Annotated in this window: 18 protein-coding genes and 1 pseudogene; 1 reads left to right on the top strand and 18 read right to left on the bottom strand. The window is 42.5% G+C overall.

Translation table 11 applies throughout. The features are described from left to right. Positions 1 to 236: 236 nt before the first annotated feature. From H513_RS0117960 to H513_RS0117890, 15 genes and pseudogenes are all read right to left on the bottom strand, one after another. Positions 237 to 1,265, bottom strand: coding sequence for a glyceraldehyde-3-phosphate dehydrogenase (locus H513_RS0117960; protein WP_036769095.1), 1,029 nt, complete (start codon positions 1,263 to 1,265; stop codon positions 237 to 239). Between the two features lie 159 nt (positions 1,266 to 1,424). Beyond that, positions 1,425 to 2,036, bottom strand: coding sequence for a dephospho-CoA kinase (gene coaE / locus H513_RS0117955; RefSeq protein ID WP_026801958.1), 612 nt, complete (start codon positions 2,034 to 2,036; stop codon positions 1,425 to 1,427). A gap of 19 nt (positions 2,037 to 2,055) precedes the next feature. Continuing rightward, positions 2,056 to 2,718 (bottom strand): annotated as a pseudogene (gene ytaF / locus H513_RS0117950) (sporulation membrane protein YtaF); the annotation flags it as partial. A 36-nt stretch (positions 2,719 to 2,754) separates the two neighbouring features. Beyond that, on the bottom strand, positions 2,755 to 3,579 hold the full coding sequence (gene mutM / locus H513_RS0117945; protein ID WP_026801956.1) for a DNA-formamidopyrimidine glycosylase: 825 nt from the start codon (positions 3,577 to 3,579) through the stop codon (positions 2,755 to 2,757). A gap of 20 nt (positions 3,580 to 3,599) precedes the next feature. Next, the gene (polA, locus tag H513_RS0117940; protein WP_026801955.1) at positions 3,600 to 6,236 is read right to left on the bottom strand and encodes a DNA polymerase I; all 2,637 of its coding nucleotides are present in this window, start codon (positions 6,234 to 6,236) and stop codon (positions 3,600 to 3,602) included. A 102-nt stretch (positions 6,237 to 6,338) separates the two neighbouring features. Further along, positions 6,339 to 7,268: a protease modulator HflC gene (hflC, locus tag H513_RS0117935; protein WP_026801954.1), complete on the bottom strand. Its 930-nt coding sequence runs from the start codon at positions 7,266 to 7,268 to the stop codon at positions 6,339 to 6,341. Beyond that, positions 7,261 to 8,238 (bottom strand): FtsH protease activity modulator HflK, encoded by a 978-nt coding sequence (gene hflK / locus H513_RS0117930; protein ID WP_026801953.1) that lies wholly within the window; start codon positions 8,236 to 8,238, stop codon positions 7,261 to 7,263. The genes hflC and hflK overlap by 8 nt, the downstream gene beginning before the upstream one ends. Positions 8,239 to 8,446: 208 nt before the next feature. After that, entirely contained in the window at positions 8,447 to 10,213 is a 1,767-nt protein-coding gene (gene pnpS, locus H513_RS0117925; RefSeq protein WP_026801952.1) for a two-component system histidine kinase PnpS, read from the bottom strand. Next, positions 10,206 to 10,916, bottom strand: a complete 711-nt coding sequence (locus H513_RS0117920; RefSeq protein ID WP_026801951.1) for a response regulator transcription factor — start codon at positions 10,914 to 10,916, stop codon at positions 10,206 to 10,208. The genes pnpS and H513_RS0117920 overlap by 8 nt, the downstream gene beginning before the upstream one ends. A 155-nt stretch (positions 10,917 to 11,071) precedes the next feature. After that, positions 11,072 to 11,323: a hypothetical protein gene (locus H513_RS0117915; protein WP_154655294.1), complete on the bottom strand. Its 252-nt coding sequence runs from the start codon at positions 11,321 to 11,323 to the stop codon at positions 11,072 to 11,074. A gap of 82 nt (positions 11,324 to 11,405) precedes the next feature. Further along, a complete protein-coding gene (locus tag H513_RS0117910) occupies positions 11,406 to 11,882 on the bottom strand; it encodes a MaoC/PaaZ C-terminal domain-containing protein (RefSeq protein ID WP_026801949.1) in 477 nt (158 codons plus the stop codon). A gap of 80 nt (positions 11,883 to 11,962) precedes the next feature. Beyond that, complete coding sequence (mdh, locus tag H513_RS0117905; protein WP_026801948.1) at positions 11,963 to 12,904, bottom strand: malate dehydrogenase; 942 nt, start codon at positions 12,902 to 12,904, stop codon at positions 11,963 to 11,965. 30 nt (positions 12,905 to 12,934) lie between these two features. Beyond that, the gene (gene icd, locus H513_RS0117900; RefSeq protein ID WP_026801947.1) at positions 12,935 to 14,209 is read right to left on the bottom strand and encodes an NADP-dependent isocitrate dehydrogenase; all 1,275 of its coding nucleotides are present in this window, start codon (positions 14,207 to 14,209) and stop codon (positions 12,935 to 12,937) included. Between the two features lie 135 nt (positions 14,210 to 14,344). After that, complete coding sequence (gene citZ, locus H513_RS0117895; protein ID WP_026801946.1) at positions 14,345 to 15,460, bottom strand: citrate synthase; 1,116 nt, start codon at positions 15,458 to 15,460, stop codon at positions 14,345 to 14,347. A 207-nt stretch (positions 15,461 to 15,667) separates the two neighbouring features. Next, a complete protein-coding gene (locus H513_RS0117890; protein ID WP_026801945.1) occupies positions 15,668 to 16,141 on the bottom strand; it encodes a DUF441 domain-containing protein in 474 nt (157 codons plus the stop codon). A gap of 106 nt (positions 16,142 to 16,247) precedes the next feature. Between H513_RS0117890 and ytvI the strand changes: the two genes are divergently transcribed. After that, a complete protein-coding gene (ytvI, locus tag H513_RS0117885; protein WP_154655299.1) occupies positions 16,248 to 17,360 on the top strand; it encodes a sporulation integral membrane protein YtvI in 1,113 nt (370 codons plus the stop codon). A 35-nt stretch (positions 17,361 to 17,395) separates the two neighbouring features. Here the strand turns inward: ytvI and H513_RS0117880 are convergent, their stop codons facing one another. The 3 genes from H513_RS0117880 to pfkA all read right to left on the bottom strand — a co-directional run bounded on the left by H513_RS0117880 (position 17,396) and on the right by pfkA (position 20,723). Next, positions 17,396 to 17,791 (bottom strand): FxsA family protein, encoded by a 396-nt coding sequence (locus H513_RS0117880; protein ID WP_026801943.1) that lies wholly within the window; start codon positions 17,789 to 17,791, stop codon positions 17,396 to 17,398. 139 nt (positions 17,792 to 17,930) lie between these two features. Beyond that, complete coding sequence (gene pyk / locus H513_RS0117875; protein WP_026801942.1) at positions 17,931 to 19,694, bottom strand: pyruvate kinase; 1,764 nt, start codon at positions 19,692 to 19,694, stop codon at positions 17,931 to 17,933. Positions 19,695 to 19,763: 69 nt separating this feature from the next. Next, positions 19,764 to 20,723 carry a 6-phosphofructokinase gene (pfkA, locus tag H513_RS0117870; RefSeq protein ID WP_026801941.1) on the bottom strand — a complete coding sequence of 320 codons (960 nt, stop codon included), beginning with the start codon at positions 20,721 to 20,723 and terminating at the stop codon, positions 19,764 to 19,766. Positions 20,724 to 20,768: the final 45 nt, after the last annotated feature.

The raw sequence follows: 20,768 nt of genomic DNA, 5'->3' as shown, positions 1-20,768 counted from the left end.
GCGCAGTGAGGTGCCCTTCCCTCACGGAGCTAGATTGCTTATTTCCGTAGTTGCTACCCGCCAGAGCTAGACGACAAAGCGCAGGCGGGTCCGTCAGCAACGGAAGGAAACAAAATAGCACTCTTCCCCCCAAATCCCCCAGCAATCAAACCAAACCCAAAAAGGACAAAGAGTTCACTCACTCTCTGTCCTTATTTTGGCGAATTCGTTCATTCTTATCCGTACTTACTCGTCCCCTACATCGTTACTTCTTCCTTTGATAGAAGTAAGTTTCCCACTTTCTTTGTAAGGTCAACGACTCGTCTTGAATAACCCCATTCATTGTCGTACCATGCGAGCACTTTTACTTTTCGGTCTTCCATGACAATAGTGGAAAGGCCGTCGATAATGGAAGAGTAATCAGAAGTTGTGTAATCTATAGAGACAAGAGGTTCATCGGAGTAATGGATAATCCCTTCCATTTCCCCCTCCATAGCACGTCTGAACGCGTTGTTCACTTCCTCTACCGTGACATCTTGTTTTGTATCTACTACAAGATCAACTAATGATACGTTAGGCGTAGGAACACGTAGCGCCATACCATGCATCTTCCCATCAAGGTGTGGAAGAACTTGCCCGAGCGCCTTTGCTGCTCCAGTGGATGTTGGAATAATGGACTGCGTGCACCCTCTAGCGCGACGGAGGTCTTTATGTGGATTGTCTAAGTTTTTCTGGTCATTTGTAAACGCGTGAACAGTCGTCATCAAGCCATTTTGGATTCCAAATGCGTCATCAAGCACCTTAACGACTGGGGCGAGACAGTTCGTCGTACAGGATGCATTGGAAATAACGTGATGCGCACTTGCATCGTAGTCATCTTCGTTTACCCCCATAACAATTGTTGCATCAACATCTTTCCCTGGGGCTGTAATAATTACCTTTTTAGCACCTGCCTCAATATGAGCACCTGCTGTCTGTTTTGTCTTAAACTTACCTGTAGCTTCTACGACAACATCAATATTTTCATCTGCCCAAGGCAGCTCTTTCGGATCACGAGAAGAGAAGAGCTTCACAAGCTTCCCATTTACTTCTAGCCCTTTGTTAAGCGCTTTCACAGAACCGTTAAATTGACCATGCACACTATCATACTTAACGAGGTGCGCCAACGTTTCAGGTGGATAGCTAGCGTTAACAGCCACCAATTCCAGTTGGTCATCCTCTATAATCTGACGAAATACCATTCGACCGATTCGACCTAATCCATTAATCGCTACGCGTGCCTTCATATCCATTACCCCTCTCCGAATATGCCATACTTTTTATTTTATTTTATAAAAAGTGTAACACAATTAGAACGAGATTGACATCCTTTTTTGGCAATACTTCCCGCCACTATCACCATACTCCCACTGCTGATTATGTATACATAAAAAAAGGGACCGAGGTTACTCAGTCCCTTCCCAAGCGTCCCAATACCAAAGGATTGACTGTAGCTGTTGCAACGTCTGCTCTTTCGTATCACTGTTGTCTATCGCTGCATCTGCCATCTCAGCCTTCTCACTGATTGGAATCTGGGCATTTATGCGACTCAACGCTTCTTCTCTTGTACTTTCATCTCGCTCCATTAGTCGCTTAAGCTGTGTGTCCTCATCAACTGCCACTACTAATGTACGGTCTACATAGTGAGATAACCCACTTTCAAATAACAAAGGTATATCTAGAACAACGGCGCGTGTCCCCTGTTCTACGTAATCATCCCGCTTTTCAAGCATTCGCTCACGGACAGCAGGGTGTACAATATCATTTAATTGTTTTCGTTTCTCTTCATCATTAAATATGATACGCCCAAGCGCTTTACGGTCTAAGAAACCATCCGTTTGAAACACACCTTCACCGAAGGTTTCTTTAATTTGCTGATACGCTGCTTCACCAGGTTCGACTACTTCTCTTGACAGTTCATCAGCATCGATGACCGGAATATTCATATCTTTAATCATAGACGCAACAGTACTCTTACCCGTTGCAATACTTCCTGTTAATCCAATTACGAGACTCACGGGATCTCTCCCCTCTCTTTCACGTCATCTTCATTACACCGAGTAGGATTAAAATAATACCCGGTAAAAAGGATAAATTCTGCATCCATCTCCAATAAGACAGAATTCGCCCACTTGTTAAGCCGGCATACAAAAACAAACTGCTCATCCCCGCCACGAATAAGGCAGTTAGCACTGGTGCAAATCCTAGCAAGGCTGCTCCAATCCCCGCACCGAACGCGTCAATGGATAAAGCTAAACCCAACAATAGAATCTCAATGCCATTAATCTTACCTGAACGATCAATATCCGCTGTCATTGGGGTTCTCAGTATCTGAACAACAAGGCCTAGCGATTTAATTTCCCAATTCAATAAGTAAGGGTGGTGCTCATGGTCTTCTTCGTTCGAGCGGAACACTTGAAATACAACCCATGTCCCAATCCCTATAAGAATCATGCCGCCAATCCACTCTGTGTAATGTGGCGACAATAAAGACGATAGAAATTTACCTATCAGCATCGACACGAAAAACGTTCCTGCTGAAATTATCGCAATGAATAGGATTGCTTTAAATGACAGTACAATCTTCCTCATCCCGTACGTAAATCCTACTGTGAAACTATCAAGACTGACAGCAAACGCAAGTAGGAGTAATGTCGCAAGTTCTGTCATAAACAAAGAATCCTCCTCCGTTTTTTTACGAGTAGTATATGGAGGAGGGTTCTATTCTGTTCGCAGTTACTTCTGACAATTAAGACATACGTGTGTGCCTCGTTGACCGACTTTCATCTTCACAATTGGTGCTCCACAAGTAACACAAGGTTCATCTTCCTTTGAATAGACGTTCAGCTGTTTCTGGAACGAACCAATTTGACCTTGTGAATTCAAATAAGTACGAATGGTAGAGCCCCCTTGTTCAATAGAGGAGGCTAGAACAGCTGCCGTTTCTTTCACAAGTACTTCGGTCTCACCATGGGTAAGGTCCATCCCACGCCTCATTGGATGAATGCCCGCGTTGAATAACACTTCATCAACGTAGATGTTGCCAAGCCCCGCCACAACGGTCTGATCCAAGAGGGCCGTCTTCACATGTCGACTCGTACGGTGCAAGCGTTCATAAAGATAATCCGCTGTAAACGAGTCGCTAAATGGTTCTGGTCCCAGTTGATTCAGAGGCGCGTGATTAAATTCCTCTCCGATTTGAAAGATATGCATCGTACCAAACTTCCGCACATCTTGATATCTGAGGTCTGTACCATCGGTAAAGTGAAAGAGGACATGGGTATGGTTCGCCACCTCCGCATCTGTTGGATGAACCGCATACTTACCTTCCATCCTTAGATGGGAGACAAGGACATGAGTATCAAAATAGATGAGAAGAAACTTGCCTCTTCTCGATACGGATTGAACAGTCTGGTCAACAAGCAGTTCAATAAATTCTTGAACCTCTTTCGGCCTTTGAATGATGTTATCCCATTTCACTTCAATATCTTGAACGGTTTTATTAAGGATAAGCTGGTCTAAGGTTCGTTTAACCGTTTCAACTTCTGGGAGTTCAGGCATTGGTGCACTCGTGCCTCCTTCTATTTTGCATCGTACCACGTAGGCCCATAAGAATAATCGACCTTCAGTGGCACGCTCAATTCAATAGTGTGTTCCATCACATCGACAACAACATCTTTCAATTTCTCTAGTTCGTGTTCTGGAGCTTCTAGAATAAGTTCATCGTGTACTTGAAGCAACAAATTCGCTTCGAACTGTTCTTCTTCAAGACGTTCATGCAAGTCAATCATGGCTTTCTTAATAATGTCTGCAGCAGTGCCTTGAATAGGAGTGTTCATAGCTGTACGCTCAGCCGCACTCTTTTGATTAAAGTTACGACTTGTTAAATCAGGTAAGTAACGGCGACGGTTCATTAGTGTTGTTACGTAACCAGTTTGTTTCGCATTTTGTACGACTTCTTCCATATAATCTTTTACTCCAGGATAGCTCTCGAGATAACGTTCGATAAACGTTTTAGCTTCCTTCCTTGAGATCCCAAGGCTTTGAGACAAGCCAAAATCACTGATTCCATAGACAATTCCAAAGTTGACCGCTTTCGCTTGTCGACGCATTTGGTCTGTTACGTCTTCTTTATTAACATGAAAGACATCCATTGCCGTTTTCGTGTGAATGTCCTCACTATCATTAAAGGCTTGAATCAACTTATCGTCGTTCGCGATATGTGCTAATACGCGCAATTCGATTTGAGAGTAGTCTGCGGCAAAGATTTTCCAACCTGATACAGAAGGGATAAAGGCTTGACGAATCTTACGTCCTTCTTCTAATCGAATTGGAATGTTCTGCAAGTTCGGTTCAGTCGAACTGAGACGACCCGTTTGGGTTAGCGCTTGGTTGAAACGAGTATGGATTTTGTGCTCATCTTCTGTCACAAGCTTCAGCAATCCTTCAATATAAGTGGACTGCAGCTTGCCAAGTTGACGGTAGATTAGAATCTTAGGAATGATTTCATGCTTATCACGCAATTGCTCTAGTATATCAGCCGATGTCGAGTAACCCGTCTTAGTCTTTTTAATAACCGGGAGTTCTAGCTTTTCAAATAGGATTGGGCCTAGCTGTTTCGGTGAGTTCAAGTTAAAGGTTTCACCTGCCAACTCATAAACGTCTGATTCAATTTGACCCAAGCGCTCTTTTAATTCTTCGCCCATTGCGTTTAGTCGTTCTAAATCAAGCTTTACACCTGTATGCTCCATATTCCCTAAGATTGTGGATAGTGGCATCTCAAGCTCATTGAAGAGCTCTCTTTGTTCGTTTTCTTGAAGTTGTTCCACAACTTGTGACTTCATCTGAAATAGTGCATCTGTCTTCCTTACAACATGCTCTGCGAGAACGCTCTGTTCAGGAACCTTCATTTTCGCCCCTTTGCCATACACATTCTCATCATACGAAATTGGCGTCTTTAACGTACGCTGGCTGATAGACGGGATATCGTGATGGTTCTCAGACGGATTAATCAGGTAAGAGGCGATTAATAGATCAAAGGAAAGCCCATTCGCTTCAATTCCAAATCGCTTTAATGCAACATATGTTTTCTTTGAATCAAATACATATTTCTCTTGTTGTGAATCCTCTAACCAACTCTTGAAGAGTTCTGATTCCATTGCGACAGAAGTTGGAATAAAGTACGCTCCTGCTTCATGAACAAGCCCAATTCCTTCAACTTCAGCAGTATGATAATTCTCACCTAACATCTCAACTACTAGTGCTGCTGGTTGTCCAAGATGCTCCTCTTTAACTTCTTCAAGAATGGTGAAATGTAGCTCAGGAAGATCTTCAGGAGTAGCTTCTTCCACCTCTTCACCTGTAATCCGTCCCATTAAAGACTGGAATCCTAGTTCTTTAAAGTATCGAGATACCTCAGTCGTGTCATAGCCATCATAATTCACATCAGCTAGCCCGACCTCAATAGGGGCTGCAACTTCAATCGTTACAAGTTGCTGACTCATATACGCTTCCTCTTTATTCGTTTCTAGCTTCTCTTTCAACTTCTTCCCACTAACTTGGTCCAAGTTGTCGTATATGCTATCGAGATTGCCAAATTGAGTTAATAGCTTTACTGCTGTCTTCTCCCCAACTCCCGGTACACCTGGGATATTGTCTGAACTATCCCCCATGAGTGCCTTCAAATCAATAAATTGATCGGTTCGTACTCCCACCTTCTCTTCCATAAAGGAAGGCGTATACGTCTCGATGTTCGTAATTCCCTTCTTCGTCATGGCTACGGATACTCGTTCTGATACTAATTGGAGCAAATCACGATCTCCACTTATGACTTTCACGTCAAAGCCTTCTTGCTCAGCTTGACGTGCTAGTGTTCCGATAATGTCATCTGCTTCATACTGTGGAAGCTCGTAATGACGGATCCCGAAATGATCTAACAATTCGCGAATGACTGGGAATTGCTCGGATAACTCAGAAGGCGTCTTCTCACGTCCACCTTTGTACTCTTCATACGTTTTATGACGGAAGGTTGTCTTCCCCGCGTCAAAGGCGACAAGAAGATGACTTGGCTGCTCGTCCTCTAGAATTTTAAGCAGCATCGTTGTAAATCCATATACTGCGTTTGTATGTATGCCTTTATCGTTACTAAGCAATGGCAATGCAAAGAACGCACGATAGGCAATGCTATTACCGTCTAATAATACAAGTTTATTGGTCATAGTGGGCACTCCTTTAGTTGCTATAGAAATAAAAAAAACAGGCGTCATTTTCCTCTATTCTACCACGTTCCGTAGCAGAAGAAAAAAGACGCCCATCTTTCCTTAATTGAAATAGCCAGTTAGCATTTCAGCATATGGAGAATCTTGTGGCAATATAATCGTGGTTTCTTCATTAATGGTCTTCTTATAAGAGTCTAAGGTGCGATACAACTGATAGAAATCCGCATCTTTAGAGAAGGCATCGTTATAGATTTGCGCTGCCTCACGTTCTCCTTCAGCCCGGATTTCTGAAGCTTCCTTATTGGCTTTGGCTAACATCTCTTTTACATTCTTATCTGTTTCAGCGGTGATCCGCTTCTTATCTGCATCACCTTGAGAGAGATATTCTTGAGCTTTCGATTCACGTTCTGAAATCATTCGATTGTAGACTGCTGCTTCGTTCTCATCAGGTAAATCTGTGCGCTTAATTCGTACATCTACGACCCTGATTCCATACTGGTCTCGTTCAAGCAATTCGTTCACACGTTTTGTCACCTGTTCATTTAGATGTCCTCTTGATGATTCTTCCTCATTAATAATCTCCGAACGATTCATCTGACCTAATTCAGATCGTACAACAGAGAAGATAAATTCACCCATCCTCGTTTCAGCGTTTACAACCGTACGAGCGTTGTTAATCATTTGGACAGGGTCGGTGATTTCCCATACTGAATAGTTATCAATAATCATTCGTTTCTTATCAAGGGAGTTGATTTCTTTCTCAGTCACATCGTAAACCATCCGCTTATTCGAAAGGGTCGTTACCGTTTGTAAGAGAGGGATTTTAAACTTAAGGCCTGGGTCGTCTTCCACCCGCACAACTTCACCAAATTGACGAATGACTTTGTATTCTCCTTCTTTGACAATCAGAAAGCTGTTAAACAACACGACTAACAATAAGACGAGCGCGAGCACCCCTAAGCCAATCTTGATAAAGCGCCTTGCCATCTGTGAATTGCTTTGATTCGCCTCTTGAAACGTCTCATCACTCATTAGAAGATTCTCCTTCCTCCGCTTGATTTTGTTCTTCTTTAGGTGGAACCACTTCTTTCTTCGTATTGGCTGGGTCAAGCGGTAGATACTTCATCGTATTGCCGTCATCATTCATAATATAAATTTTCGCCTGTGGAAGGACATCTTCTAACGTTTCAATAATGAGACGATCTCTTGTAACTTCTTTATTTTGCTCGTATTCAGAGTACAAGGCGTTGAACTGAGCTACGTCCCCTTTGGCTTTCTCGATTCGCTCCACTTTATCCCCTTCAGCTCGAGAGATAATTGCATCTTTCTCTCCTAACGCTTCTTCAGTCTGTTGGTTTTTATATTTTTCTGCTTCATTTTGCTTTGTATTTTTCGTTTCCTTCGCATCTGTAACCTTCGTAAAGGCTTTTCTTACGTCTTCATTTGGTAGGTCTACCTCTTGCAATTTCACATCGAGAACAGAGATGCCGATATCATACGTTTCAATTAACCCAATCAAATTCTCTCGGACTCGATTTTCAATATCTGCTTTTCCGTTCGTTAACGCTTCATCAATCTCAGAACTCCCAATTACTCCTCTTAAGGAAGCGGAGGTCGCATTGTTCAGAATATGTTCAGGATTTGTTGCATTGAATAAGTATTTATTTGGTTCCGTTATCTTCCATTGAACGACTAAATCAGCCATCACAATGTAATCGTCTCCTGTAATCATCTTAACTTCGTTGGCTTTTTCACCATCTTCATCACTGAATCCAAAGTCTAGACTAAAGGTTTCTTTCGATAATTTCTCTACAGATTGAACAGGCCACGGCATTTTAAAGTGAAGACCAGGTTGGGTAATGCTCTCTTCAGCCTCTCCAAATGTAAGAATAACTGCTTGTTCAGACTCATCTACGGTATACCAACTCGTAATCGCAACGACCCCTAACAAGATGATGCCTACTAACAGCCCCATATACATATAAATTTGCTTAAGCGTCATCGTCTCTCCCCCTATTACTTGTGTAGTACTAGGTACGGACGATCGAGCAGAATAGTTTCAAAAATATCCCACCATAAATAAAAAAGCCAGTGCACAAATGTGCACTGGACTCAAGGTAAGTAACGGAAGCGGGATGGGCTTCCGTCAAAAAAAGAAAACACCTTGGATGAAAGGGTTTCATAGTAAATTTACCAAGACAATATAAAACCTAATTAAACTGTTTGTTAACTTTTAGTAAACTTTTTGGAAGATAAATGTAGAATGTCGTACCTTCTTCATAAACACTTTCTACCTCAATACGACCTTGGTGAGCTTCAACGATGTGTTTCACGATGGCAAGCCCTAACCCAGTACCACCAGAATTACGACTTCTAGCCTTGTCTACACGATAGAACCTCTCGAAGATTCTTGGAATGTCCTCTTCAGGGATTCCAACTCCTGTATCCGTTACAGCAATCTTGATTTCATGCTGTAACTCACTTAAGTGGACATACACAGAACCACTTTGTTGTGTATAGTTAATGGCATTTGTAATCAAGTTGATGATGACTTGTTTCAAACGTGCTGAATCACCCTCAATCACCGGGTTCACAGTGAGGTCTGTTTCTAAGGAAACGCCTTTCTCTTGAGCTTGGTGCAGAACGATTGGCACAATATCTTCAATCAATTCCTTAATTTGAACTTGTTCAAGCTGAAGTTGGAATTCTTCTTTCTCAAGCTTGGATAGTTCCAACAGGTCTGTAATCAGTGATTGGAGTCGCTGACTTTCCTTCAGTATAATAGAGAGGAATTGCTCACGCAGTCCCGCATCATCCATTGCACCTTCAAGTAGCGTCTCTGAGAAACCACGAATGGATGTAATTGGGGTCTTTAATTCGTGAGATACGTTGGCCACGAAGTCTTTACGCATTTGCTCTAAATTCTTTAACTCCGTAATGTCATGGAAGACAAGTACAACGCCTTTCCATTCCTTTCCTTCGCTAAAGATAGGAGCTCCGACAACTTCCATAAACCTTCTCTCAATTTGCAGAGGAAGGATAAAGGACTCTCGTACACGGTCTTCTGTCATGAATACGGATTTAACTGATTTATGAATTTCTTCTTGGTCAACCGCCTCATAATAAAGGAACCCTAGATAATCAAATTTCCCGCCACCGAAACTCTCTAGAAATGCACGGTTCACAAGATTGATGTACCCTTTCTCATCAATCAGCATTAAGCCGCTCCCCATATTATTAATTACCGCTTCTAATCGGTCTTGCTGCATCTCCTGTTGCATCGTCATTTCTTGTAGATTACGGGCAAGTACGTTAATGGAATGGGTCAACTGAGCCGCTTCTCCGAAGTGCCCTTCGTAAGTTCGCGCTCGATAATTCCCTTCGGCCAATTCGTTCGCAACGCGAGAAGCAGAACGAATCGGTTTAACGTATTTCTCGAAGATATTCTTACCAAGGATGACCATGACCACGATTGCGATAAGAAGCGTCGCAGCAATTAACAACCAAATATTGCTCGTAATATTGGATAGCGAATCGATCGTTACAACAACGATTAAAGAACCTTCTAGCTGAGGAGAGTTAATTTCGAACGGGTAAAAAAACAAATTCTCCTTAATGGTACCTTGCTTATTTCGATGGTCACCATTCTCGATTTCATTCATGTAAGCCTTAAAATGCTCATCTTCTACATCTGTTAACTCAAGCTTCTCGCTCGCTGAATTATGAAGTATTTCTCCAGAGCTAGATATAAACGCCAGTCCAAGATCTAAATCTCTGCTCAACCCATCCAAATCTCGAAGATCCGATTGCCCTTCAAGGGTGTTGGAGAGGAAAACGGCTTCATCCTCAACCCGTTCTTCAATCACATCCACGACAAAATTCCTCGTCAACTGACCAAGTATCAAACCGAGTCCTAGCATGAGCAAAATTGCTAAAATGGAATACGTTAAGAATGGGCGGGAGTATGTATTACGCATCTCTCGTTGGATCCTCCATCTTATACCCTAAACCGCGTATCGTTTTAATGTATACCGGCTTCTTCGTATCTGGCTCAATCTTTTCACGAAGGTGGCTAATGTGAACATCCACAATTCGCGTATCCCCTACGAAATCATAATTCCATACGGCACTTAGCAATTGATCACGCGACAATACTCGGCCCTTGTTCTTCGTTAGGTAGAGGAGCAGTTCGAACTCTTTCGGCGTAAATTCAAGTCCTTGCCCTTTAATGGTTGCTTCGTATTGTTCAGGATAGATCTTTAAGTCGCCCAACGCGATTTCTTCCATGTCGTCTTTTGTTTCGTTGACACGGGCGATGCTGCGACGAAGGATTGCCTTAATGCGTGCTACAACTTCTCTTGGGCTAAACGGCTTGGTTAAGTAATCGTCTGCACCTAATTCTAAACCGAGCACCTTATCAAACTCATCGTCTTTCGCAGTCAACATTAAGATTGGTGTATCAACCTGCTTCTGGCGCAATTGCTTACACACTTCCATCCCGTCCATTTCCGGAAGCATTACATCTAGCACAATAAGGTCAAAGGATTGTTCATTAGCCTGGTCCAATGCCTCGCGTCCAGTATAAGCAACCTCTGTTTCAAATCCAGACTGCTCAATATTATATTTAAGTAGAGTCACAATGGATTCTTCGTCATCAACTATTAAAATTCTCTGTGCCATTTCTACACCTCAGTTCAAAGTTCTTCACACAAGCACATATGAAATCATGTCTTAACATTTATCATACAATGAGAATAAGGTTTTCAAAAGGTATAACTTCACCCTATCCTTTTACTTTACTGTTTCTTAACGTAATATTTTCAGGGAATTTACATTTAGTTTGTTTTAAGGCTCTTTACAATAAACGTAAGTAGCGGGCCAATTCCAAGCCCTATACTTAGAAACATGTAAATGACTCCTTCTTCTCCACTATAGACGAAATAGCTAGCCACAACAGACAGGGCGCTAACGAGAAGAGTAAGACGGGCAGCATGGTACCAGCTACTCTTTCGAATCGATTTCAATATCCCCATTAGGAGTAAGCCTGTCAAACCTCCAATAATTAATAACGGTACATAAAAACTCATATCATCACCTCGATGTGATTTTAACATATGAACCGCATCTTCATTTAAACAAAGTTAAACCTTACTGCTTGAGCAGTAAGGTTTAGTAGAAATTATCGAGAGAAGTTCCATTCAACGCATCCACTTCTTTCGGCGGCTGCACCGTTAGTGTACCAGTGATTAGGTCTTCACCTTCCTCATTAGAAGCATGTACCTGTACGACAAGTTCGTTCTGATCTACGTTCATGCTCTGGGCAGTTAATTGAAGGGATACATTTCGGTAGTGATACGTAGGTGTCGGGAATGAAAGATGAATATCTTGAATATAACAACCTGGTCCAGGTAGTTCTCGGGAAACGAGTGAAGTGACAATTCCCGTTAACATGGCAGTTGGAACAATTGGTCTTTTAAAGGAGGTCTGTGAGGCATAGTCATGTTGGATGCAAAGAGGGTTCGCATCATTTGTGAGGCCTGAATAGAGCAAGATATCTTGATCTTTAATCGCATGATCATGTTGAACACGTTCTCCGATTTCAATCTGCTGAATCTTCTTACCGAGCTTTCGCTTTTTCCCAATCATACGCCCACTCCTTTGTAAACGCTTTCTTTAACTATAATAGGAAAACTCGGTTATCGCAACCGAGTTTTCCTAAATAAAGATTAAGCGTCTACTACGCTCATAACATGTTTAACAGAGTTTGCTGATTTATCTAGTGCTTCTTTCTCATCAGCAGTCAAATCAAGCTCAATTACATCTTCAAGACCGTTACCACCAAGGATAGTTGGTACACCTAAGTAGATGTTTGAGTAGCCGTATTCTCCTTCAAGGTAAGCGATAGAAGGCAATACACGACGCTGGTCTTTTAAGATAGCTTCTGCCATTTCGGTAATGGCTGCCGCCGGAGCATAATACGCGCTTCCGTTCCCAAGCAGGTTGACAATCTCTCCTCCACCCTTACGAGTACGCTCAACAATCTCCTCTAGGCGATCTGGTGAGATCAACTTCTCAAGTGGAACTCCCCCAGCTGCAGAATAACGAATAAGTGGAACCATATCATCGCCATGACCACCAAGAACAAAACCAGTAATGTCCTTCACTGACATGTTCAACTCTTGTGCGATGAACGTGCGGAAACGAGCTGTGTCCAATACACCACTTTGACCGATGACACGGTTTTTAGGGAAACCAGATTCTTTAAAGACCGTATATGTCATCGCATCAACAGGGTTAGTTAGTACAATAATCGTCGTCTCAGGAGAATGCTTCACGATTTGCTGTGTCACGCTCTTCATAATTCCAGCGTTGTTCGCAACCAAGTCATCGCGACTCATTCCTGGTTTACGAGCCATCCCTGCTGTGATGATGACAACATCTGAATCTTTCGTATCGGCGTAATCGCTTGTACCCGTCACATTAGAATCAAAGCCTTGAACAGGGCTTGCTTCTAACATATCAAGCGCCTTCCCCTTAGTTGGGTTTTCATTGTCCGGGATATCTACAAGCACGACATCAGCCAATTCCTTTTGCGCAATTAAGAAAGCTGTTGTTGCTCCAGTAAATCCGGCTCCTACTACAGAAACTTTCTTTCTGTTAATGGTCACAGTCATCTTCCCCTTTCAAAGTTCAGTTATTTATGCATCCATGTTCTGAATTAAAGCATCACCAAACTCAGAAGTCTTCACTTCTGTTGCGTCTTCCATCATACGAGCAAAGTCGTACGTTACGGTCTTACTTCCAATTGTACGATCCATTGAGTTCGCGATTAGATCAGCTGCCTCTCTCCACTCTAGGTGCTCAAGCATTAGCACTCCAGAAAGAATAACAGATGATGGATTTACTTTATCTAGGCCAGCATACTTTGGTGCAGTCCCGTGAGTTGCTTCAAAGATAGCATGACCAGTCTCAAAGTTGATGTTCGCACCTGGAGCAATCCCGATTCCGCCCACTTGTGCTGCAAGGGCATCAGAAATGTAATCCCCGTTTAGGTTCATTGTAGCCACGACATCGAATTCCTTTGGACGAGTTAGAATTTGCTGCAAGAAGATATCTGCAATCGCATCTTTCACAATGATCTTGCCTTCTGCTTCCGCTGCATCCTGAGCTTTGTTCGCTGCTTCCTTACCTTGTTCTTCAACAATTTGGTCGTATTGCTGCCATGTGAAGACTTTATCGCCAAACTCTTCATGAGCCACTTCATATCCCCAAGACTTAAAGGAACCTTCTGTAAACTTCATGATGTTCCCTTTATGAACAAGGGTTACGCTCTTACGGCCTTCACGAAGTGCATACTCAATTGAAGCACGAACAAGACGTTTTGTCCCTTCTTCTGACACTGGTTTAATTCCAATACCAGACGTTTCAGGGAAACGAATATTATGTACACCCATTTCGTTCTGTAAGAAATCAATAACCTTCTTCACTTCTGGTGTACCTTTCTGCCATTCAATACCAGCATAAATGTCTTCCGTATTCTCACGGAAGATGACCATGTCAGTATCTTCAGGGCGTTTAACCGGTGAAGGTACGCCGTCCACATAGCGAACTGGACGTAGGCATGTGAATAGGTCAAGTTCTTGACGAAGAGCAACGTTCAAAGAACGAATTCCACCACCAACTGGTGTAGTAAGAGGCCCCTTAATGGCAATTAGATATTCTCGTACTGTATCTAACGTTTCTTTAGGAAGCCATTCCCCCGTGCGGTCATAAGCTTTCTGACCCGCGTAAACTTCCTTCCACTCAATGGCACGCTCACCGTTATACGCCTTATCAACGGCTGCTTCAATGACTCTACGAGCTGCTGCCCAGATGTCTGGACCAATACCGTCACCCTCAATGAACGGAATAATTGGTTTGTTTGGTACGTTCAGTTCCCCATTTGTTACCGTGATTTTTTCTCCTTGTGCCACAAGAATCCCTCCTAATAGTCTTATAATCTAGTAGATTACGTTTTCATCATACGATAAAGAAACACACTTTGGCAAAATATACATAGAGAAACAAGGCAAGGAAGGTCATCTCCCAGCCTGTTTCATCAAGTGCTTTTAGCGCTGCTCAATAGGAATGTAAGATTGACCTTCTTTTCCTGTATAGTCTGCTCGTGGGCGAATCAGACGGTTGTTCTCATACTGTTCTAGAATGTGAGCTAACCATCCAGAAACACGACTGACAGCAAAGATTGGAGTAAATAAATCGTGTTCAATACCTAGACTGTGGTAAACAGAAGCAGAGTAGAAGTCCACATTAGCTGGCAGGCCTTTGTTTTCTTTAATATAGTCTTCAATCTTAATAGACATGTTATACCATTTAGACTGACCCGTTACTTTCGTTAATTCTTTAGACATTTCTCTCAAATGCTTGGCTCGTGGATCACCATTCTCATATACACGGTGTCCCATGCCCATAATCTTCTCTTTATTTTGGAACTTCTCGTCAATGTAAGGGATGGCGTTCTCTTCACTACCAATTTCCGTTAGCATTTGCATTACACGCTCGTTCGCACCACCATGAAGCGGTCCTTTAAGCGCTCCAATTGCAGCAGTAACTCCACTATACACATCAGATAGAGTTGCCACACACACACGAGCGGTGAACGTGGATGCATTTAATTCATGATCAGCGTGTAGAACAAGTGCTTTATTAAAGGCTTCTACTTCTATATCCTCAGGGTCTTTGCCCTTCAGCATATAAAGGAAATTAGCCGCAAAGCTAAGGTTCTCCTTTGGTTGTACTGGCTCTTCGCCATTTCGAATGCGTGCGAAAGCTGTCACAATGGAAGGAAGCTTGGCCTGAATACGAATAGCCTTACGTTTATTCGCTTCTCCTTCTACTACATCTGACTCTTCGTCATATAACCCAAGAATGGAGATGGCTGTACGAAGTGCTGCCATAGGATGAACAGACTTTAAGTCATAAGACTTAAGGTGGTTTATGACTCCTTCAGGCAATCTCATTTCCTTATTCAATTGTTGCTTCAACTCAGCTAATTCTTCAAAAGTTGGAAGTTTATTGTTCCATAGTAGATAGATAACCTCTTCAAAACTAGAATGTTCTGCTAAATCATCAATATTGTAACCCGCATATGTGAGTACATCATCGATAATTGAACTAATAGAAGATTCAGTTGCAATAACCCCTTCAAGACCTCTAGTCACTGCCATGTAATCTCTCCCCTTTTCAAATAAATTTCCCCATGTACGTTCTCTTAACTTCCATTAAGAAAACGCTTAACTAATATCCTAACTGAATAGTAGGAAGTCATCCCCATCTCCAATTATAAACAATGTTCAGATTTTTGTGAATTGAAACCGTTTAAATTATAAAGAAAATTCCTACTAGTGTAGGAATTCCCCTGATATTACGCCAATCTAACCTATAATTTTTAAGAATGTGTCGACAATTTTCATCGTCATATATGCAATTCCAGCTCCAATTAATGGTCCTACTGCCACTCCGTTAAAGAAGACAACAGCTAAGATGGTGCCGATGACAAGAGCAGTGGTTAGCTGCGGGTCGTCCGCCAATAGAGTGAGTCCATTCTTCGCAATTAAAGCTACAAATGCCCCTGCACCAAGTGCAATCCAGCCATAATAGGATTTCACACTCGTCCACAACTCTTTAAACCCAATTTCTCCTGTTGCAATGGGAACAAGGACTGCAATCGTAATCACCGTAACGCCTATACTAATTCCCTTTGCTTCTAAGTATGGAAACACTTTATCGTCCAATTTCAGTAGTTTAATACCAAATAAAATATACACAGCTAGCATAATTGACTGATTTTTCCCTATATATCCTAATATAAATAGAATTAGTAGAAAGATTGTAGATGGTGAGATCAACCAGAAGCCCTCCTATCCTAAATTATCATTCTTTCCTCATCTTACCATAGCTGCATTTTTCTACTCTATGCGGCAAAAGGGGTGGCAAATAGTGGACCAGCACTACATGGTTTATTTGTGGAGAATCGTCCGTTTCTTGATCGTGTTACTTGTTACAGCGGGTTTGTTCGTGGCACTTTACTATGTATCTCTATATACGTATCCCTTTCTCATTGGATTAGGCATTGCGTTCCTGATTCACCCGCTCGTCCGCCTACTAGAAGAGAAGGTGAAGTTACCTAGAACGGTAGCTGTCATGGTGACGCTACTGTTCATCGTAGCTTCTCTTATCGGTATTATGACAATCGTCGTCGTTGAGTTGATTAACGGAACGACTCATTTAGCCACTCAACTTCCAGTCCATTTCAAGTCTCTTGTAACGTATGTAGAACAATTTGTCACATCACAGATCCTCCCTGTATATGAATCACTTACTTCATTGTTAAGTACTTTGGATGCAAAGCAACAAAGTGAAGTCTTGAAACAAGTACAACAGATTGGCACCAATGTTGCAGAGAGCGGGGCTACAATCTTAAAGTCCATCCTTGAGTGGATTCCAATGCAGCTCGGGAAGCTTCCTGAATTTGCAACTGTCTTGGTCTTTTCTTTACTCAGCGCCTTTTTTATAAGCAAAGACTGGGAGCGATTTAGTCAATTTGCAACTAAACTATTTCCAGCGTCCGTTATTCAATCTACCGAGACTGTCTTCCAAGGATTGAAGCAAGCACTCGTCGGTTTCATTAGAGCTCAATTCACCTTAATTTCCATTACGGCTTTCATTGTTCTATTAGGATTGGTCATCTTACGAGTGGAATATGCGATTACAATTGCAGTGATCACTGGAATCGTGGACTTGCTGCCTTACTTAGGAACAGGCTTAATTTTCATTCCGTGGATGTTGTATATGTTCTTTACAGGAAACTATTTCATGACGATTGGTCTTGCCATCCTCTACATCATCGTAATCGTACAACGACAAATGATGGAGCCTAAAGTATTGTCGAGTAATATCGGAATAGACCCACTTGCAACTTTACTTGCGCTATTTGTTGGCTATAAGTTAATCGGGTTCCTTGGATTACTTGTCGGACCAGTTGTCTTAGTATTCATCAACACACTCCATCAAGCAAAGCTATTTGAGAAGCTCTGGACATTTATTTACGGATCATCAAATCAATAAAAGGAGGAAGCTCACGAAGAGCTCCCTCCTTTTTATTAAAACCTTCTAAAGATTGTAATTTGACCATTCTCCATCATTTTTCGTACTGTTCGTTTTAGAGCATGACGGATAGGCGCTCGTGTTGCTGGCAAGAGTAGCGTAAATCCAATTGCATCCGTGATAAATCCAGGCGTCAACAGTACAACCGCTCCAATTAGAATACAAATACCATCAAATATCTCATCTTGAGGAACTTGAGCCTGATTCATAAGGGTACGCGCTCGATTTAAGGTCTCTAAACCTTGTTGCTTTGCCAAGTATGCACCTAAGATACCGGTTAGAATAATGAGCAGGATCACCCACCACGGGCCCACTAAGTTGCCAGCCCAGATAAGTACACCAATCTCAAGGGCAGGTACAATCAGAATAAATAATAGTAACCAACGAAACATATGCCATCTTCCTTTCAAGAAGTAAGCTTGCCTCTATTATACTAGACATGACGTTACATCATAACTTCTTGCACAAAAACCCCTCAAAGAAAAGGATCATCCTTTCCTTGAGGGGCTTTGTTTATCTCAAGTTTATCACTTAAAGGACACTTGCATGACCTTCGTAGATATCTCCACGAGAAGAGTCAATCGTAATGTCGCTTCCGTCTTGAATTGTAGAAGTTGCGTTTGTTACTCCAACCACTACAGGAATTCCAAGGCTTAGGCCAACAACTGCCGCATGAGAAGTAAGACCGCCTTCTTCTGTTACAAGAGCTCCAGCTTTCTCAATCGCAGGCATCATGTCTTTATCTGTACCGATTGTTACAAGGATGTCGCCTTCTTCTACTTTGTTCAACGCTTCGTCAGCTGTTTTCGCTACCACTGCACGTCCGAAAGCAGATTTACGCCCAATTCCTTGTCCTTTCGCTAGTACGTCACCTACAACGTGTACTTTCATTAGGTTTGTTGTACCACTTTCGCCTACTGGTACTCCAGCTGTAATGATGACACGGTCACCACGGTCAAATAGTCCTGTGCTTAGGCCGCCGTCAATTGCGATCGCAAGCATATCATCCGTAGATTCAGCCTTTTCACCTGTAACCGCATGTACGCCCCATACAAGAGAAAGCATGCGTTGTACACGCTCGCTGAATGTTACAGCTACAATTGGAGCTTTAGGACGGTATTTAGAGATGTTACGCGCCGTATGACCACTTTCAGTTGGTGTGATAATGGCATTCACATCTAAGTTCATCGCCGTGTGCGTTACAGATTGGCTAATCGCATCTGTAATTGTTACATCGCTTGCGCGTGTACGGTTGTTTAAGATGACATCATGATCTAGAGACTGCTCAGCACGAACAGCGATGTTATACATCGTTTGAACTGCTTCAATTGGGTAATCCCCGGCAGCTGTCTCACCACTAAGCATAATCGCATCTGTACCATCGAAGATTGCGTTCGCTACGTCACTTGCTTCCGCACGAGTTGGACGAGGGTTACGTTGCATAGAGTCAAGCATTTGAGTCGCAGTGATAACAGGTTTACCTGCTTTGTTACATTTACGAATAAGCGACTTCTGAACTAAAGGCACTTCTTCTGCAGGAATTTCTACACCAAGGTCACCACGTGCAACCATTAGGCCGTCACTGACTTCAAGAATCTCGTCGATGTTGTCAACGCCTTCTTGGTTTTCAATTTTAGGGATGATTTGAATGTGAGAAGCGTTATTCTTCTCAAGTAGTTCGCGAATTTCAAGCACGTCAGATGCACGACGTACGAAAGAAGCTGCGATGAAATCTACATCTTGCTCAACACCGAAAAGAATGTCGTTAGCGTCTTTATCTGTGATTCCAGGAAGTTGCACGCTTACGTTTGGTACGTTTACACCTTTTTTGTTCTTGATTGGGCCATTGTTAAGAACCGTAGTTTTAATTTCGTTCTGGTCCTTTAAGACTTCTTCCACTTCTAGCTCAACTAGACCATCATCAAGTAGGATTTTTCCGCCTTTATGAACGTCATTGATTAAGCCTTCATAAGTTACGGAGAAACGCTCTTTGTCTCCTTCATGGTCTTGGTCCATCGTGATATACACAGTAGAACCTTTTTCTAGGTAAGTGCCGCCATCTTTGAATAGCCCTGTACGAATTTCAGGTCCTTTCGTATCAAGCAAGATCGCTGTTGTGCGACCTGTGCGCTTAGATGCTTCACGGATATTCTTAATACGGTTTCCGTGCTCTTCAAAGTCACCGTGAGAGAAGTTTAGGCGTGCTACATTCATACCTGCTTCCATCAACTGTACTAGAGTTTCTGTAGCTTCGGAAGCCGGTCCAATCGTACTTACAATTTTTGTCTTTTTCATTTCTGTACCTCCTCTTAAATACTCCCAATCATCTCATGATTTGAGAACGTTCCCAGACGCGATGTCTGCTTAAATGGATAATTCCTTGGATAGCTTATACATATCAAGGCTAGGATGATGCTTGTTGTTAAGTGCCTCAATAATGTCATGGTCAACAAGCTGGTTGTTCTGAATCCCAACCATGCGTCCTGCTTTCCCTTCAAGCAATAGGTCGACTGCGCGCGCACCAAGTCGGCTTGCCAATACACGGTCGAAAGCGGTTGGTGATCCACCTCGCTGTGTATGTCCAAGCACTGTCACACGAGTGTCTAGATCCGTTGCCTCTTGAATACGCTTGCCGTAATCAAAGCCACTTCCCATACCCTCTGCGACGATAATGATGCTGTGCTTCTTCCCGCGCTCGTGCCCACGCTTCAGTCTGTCAATTACATCTTCAAAGTCTTCCTCGACTTCAGGAATTAGAATACTTTCTGCACCATCAGCAAGACCTGTCCAAAGAGCAATATCACCAGCATCTCTTCCCATTACTTCCACAACATATGTACGTTCATGAGAAGTCGCTGTATCTCTAATTTTATCAATTGCTTCAATAACCGTATTAATGGCTGTGTCAAAGCCGATTGTAAAATCTGTTAGTGGAATATCGTTATCGATTGTTCCAGGTACCCCAATACACGGGTAACCCGCTTCTGTTAATTTCTTTGCACCCATGAATGAACCGTCGCCACCAATGACAACAAGTCCCTCAATGCCGTACTCATTTAACTGGTCAATCCCTTTTTGGCGACCTTCAGGTGTTTTGAACTCTTCACAGCGTGCTGTGTAAAGCTTCGTCCCACCGCGTTGGATAATGTCACCAACAGAACCTAGCTCCATTTTTTCGATATGACCATCGATTAAACCTTGATAACCGTAATAAATACCATAGACTTCAACATCATGGTAAATGGCTTTACGGACAACAGAACGGATGGCTGCATTCATACCTGGAGCATCTCCACCACTCGTTAGAACCCCAATTTTCTTCATCCAATATCACCTCGTTACTATAGTTCATAAAAAATTTAGACTGTC

The sequence above is a fragment of the Pontibacillus halophilus JSM 076056 = DSM 19796 genome (assembly GCF_000425205.1).
Classification (GTDB): Bacteria; Bacillota; Bacilli; order Bacillales; family BH030062; genus Pontibacillus_A; species Pontibacillus_A halophilus.
This window is presented reverse-complemented; position numbering and strand designations above follow the sequence as displayed.

Excerpts from the sequence above, each read along its gene's own strand:
- hflK (WP_026801953.1), bottom strand. The coding sequence starts at position 8,238 with ATGACGCTTAAGCAAATTTATATGTATATGGGGCTGTTAGTAGGCATC.
- pfkA (WP_026801941.1), bottom strand. The coding sequence starts at position 20,723 with ATGAAGAAAATTGGGGTTCTAACGAGTGGTGGAGATGCTCCAGGTATG.
- mutM (WP_026801956.1), bottom strand. The coding sequence starts at position 3,579 with ATGCCTGAACTCCCAGAAGTTGAAACGGTTAAACGAACCTTAGACCAG.
- H513_RS0117880 (WP_026801943.1), bottom strand. The coding sequence starts at position 17,791 with ATGTTTCGTTGGTTACTATTATTTATTCTGATTGTACCTGCCCTTGAG.
- pnpS (WP_026801952.1), bottom strand. The coding sequence starts at position 10,213 with ATGCGTAATACATACTCCCGCCCATTCTTAACGTATTCCATTTTAGCA.
- ytvI (WP_154655299.1), top strand. The coding sequence starts at position 16,248 with ATGGTTTATTTGTGGAGAATCGTCCGTTTCTTGATCGTGTTACTTGTT.
- citZ (WP_026801946.1), bottom strand. The coding sequence starts at position 15,460 with ATGGCAGTGACTAGAGGTCTTGAAGGGGTTATTGCAACTGAATCTTCT.
- H513_RS0117915 (WP_154655294.1), bottom strand. The coding sequence starts at position 11,323 with ATGAGTTTTTATGTACCGTTATTAATTATTGGAGGTTTGACAGGCTTA.
- hflC (WP_026801954.1), bottom strand. The coding sequence starts at position 7,268 with ATGAGTGATGAGACGTTTCAAGAGGCGAATCAAAGCAATTCACAGATG.
- pyk (WP_026801942.1), bottom strand. The coding sequence starts at position 19,694 with ATGAAAAAGACAAAAATTGTAAGTACGATTGGACCGGCTTCCGAAGCT.
- H513_RS0117920 (WP_026801951.1), bottom strand. The coding sequence starts at position 10,916 with ATGGCACAGAGAATTTTAATAGTTGATGACGAAGAATCCATTGTGACT.
- H513_RS0117960 (WP_036769095.1), bottom strand. The coding sequence starts at position 1,265 with ATGAAGGCACGCGTAGCGATTAATGGATTAGGTCGAATCGGTCGAATG.
- H513_RS0117910 (WP_026801949.1), bottom strand. The coding sequence starts at position 11,882 with ATGATTGGGAAAAAGCGAAAGCTCGGTAAGAAGATTCAGCAGATTGAA.
- polA (WP_026801955.1), bottom strand. The coding sequence starts at position 6,236 with ATGACCAATAAACTTGTATTATTAGACGGTAATAGCATTGCCTATCGT.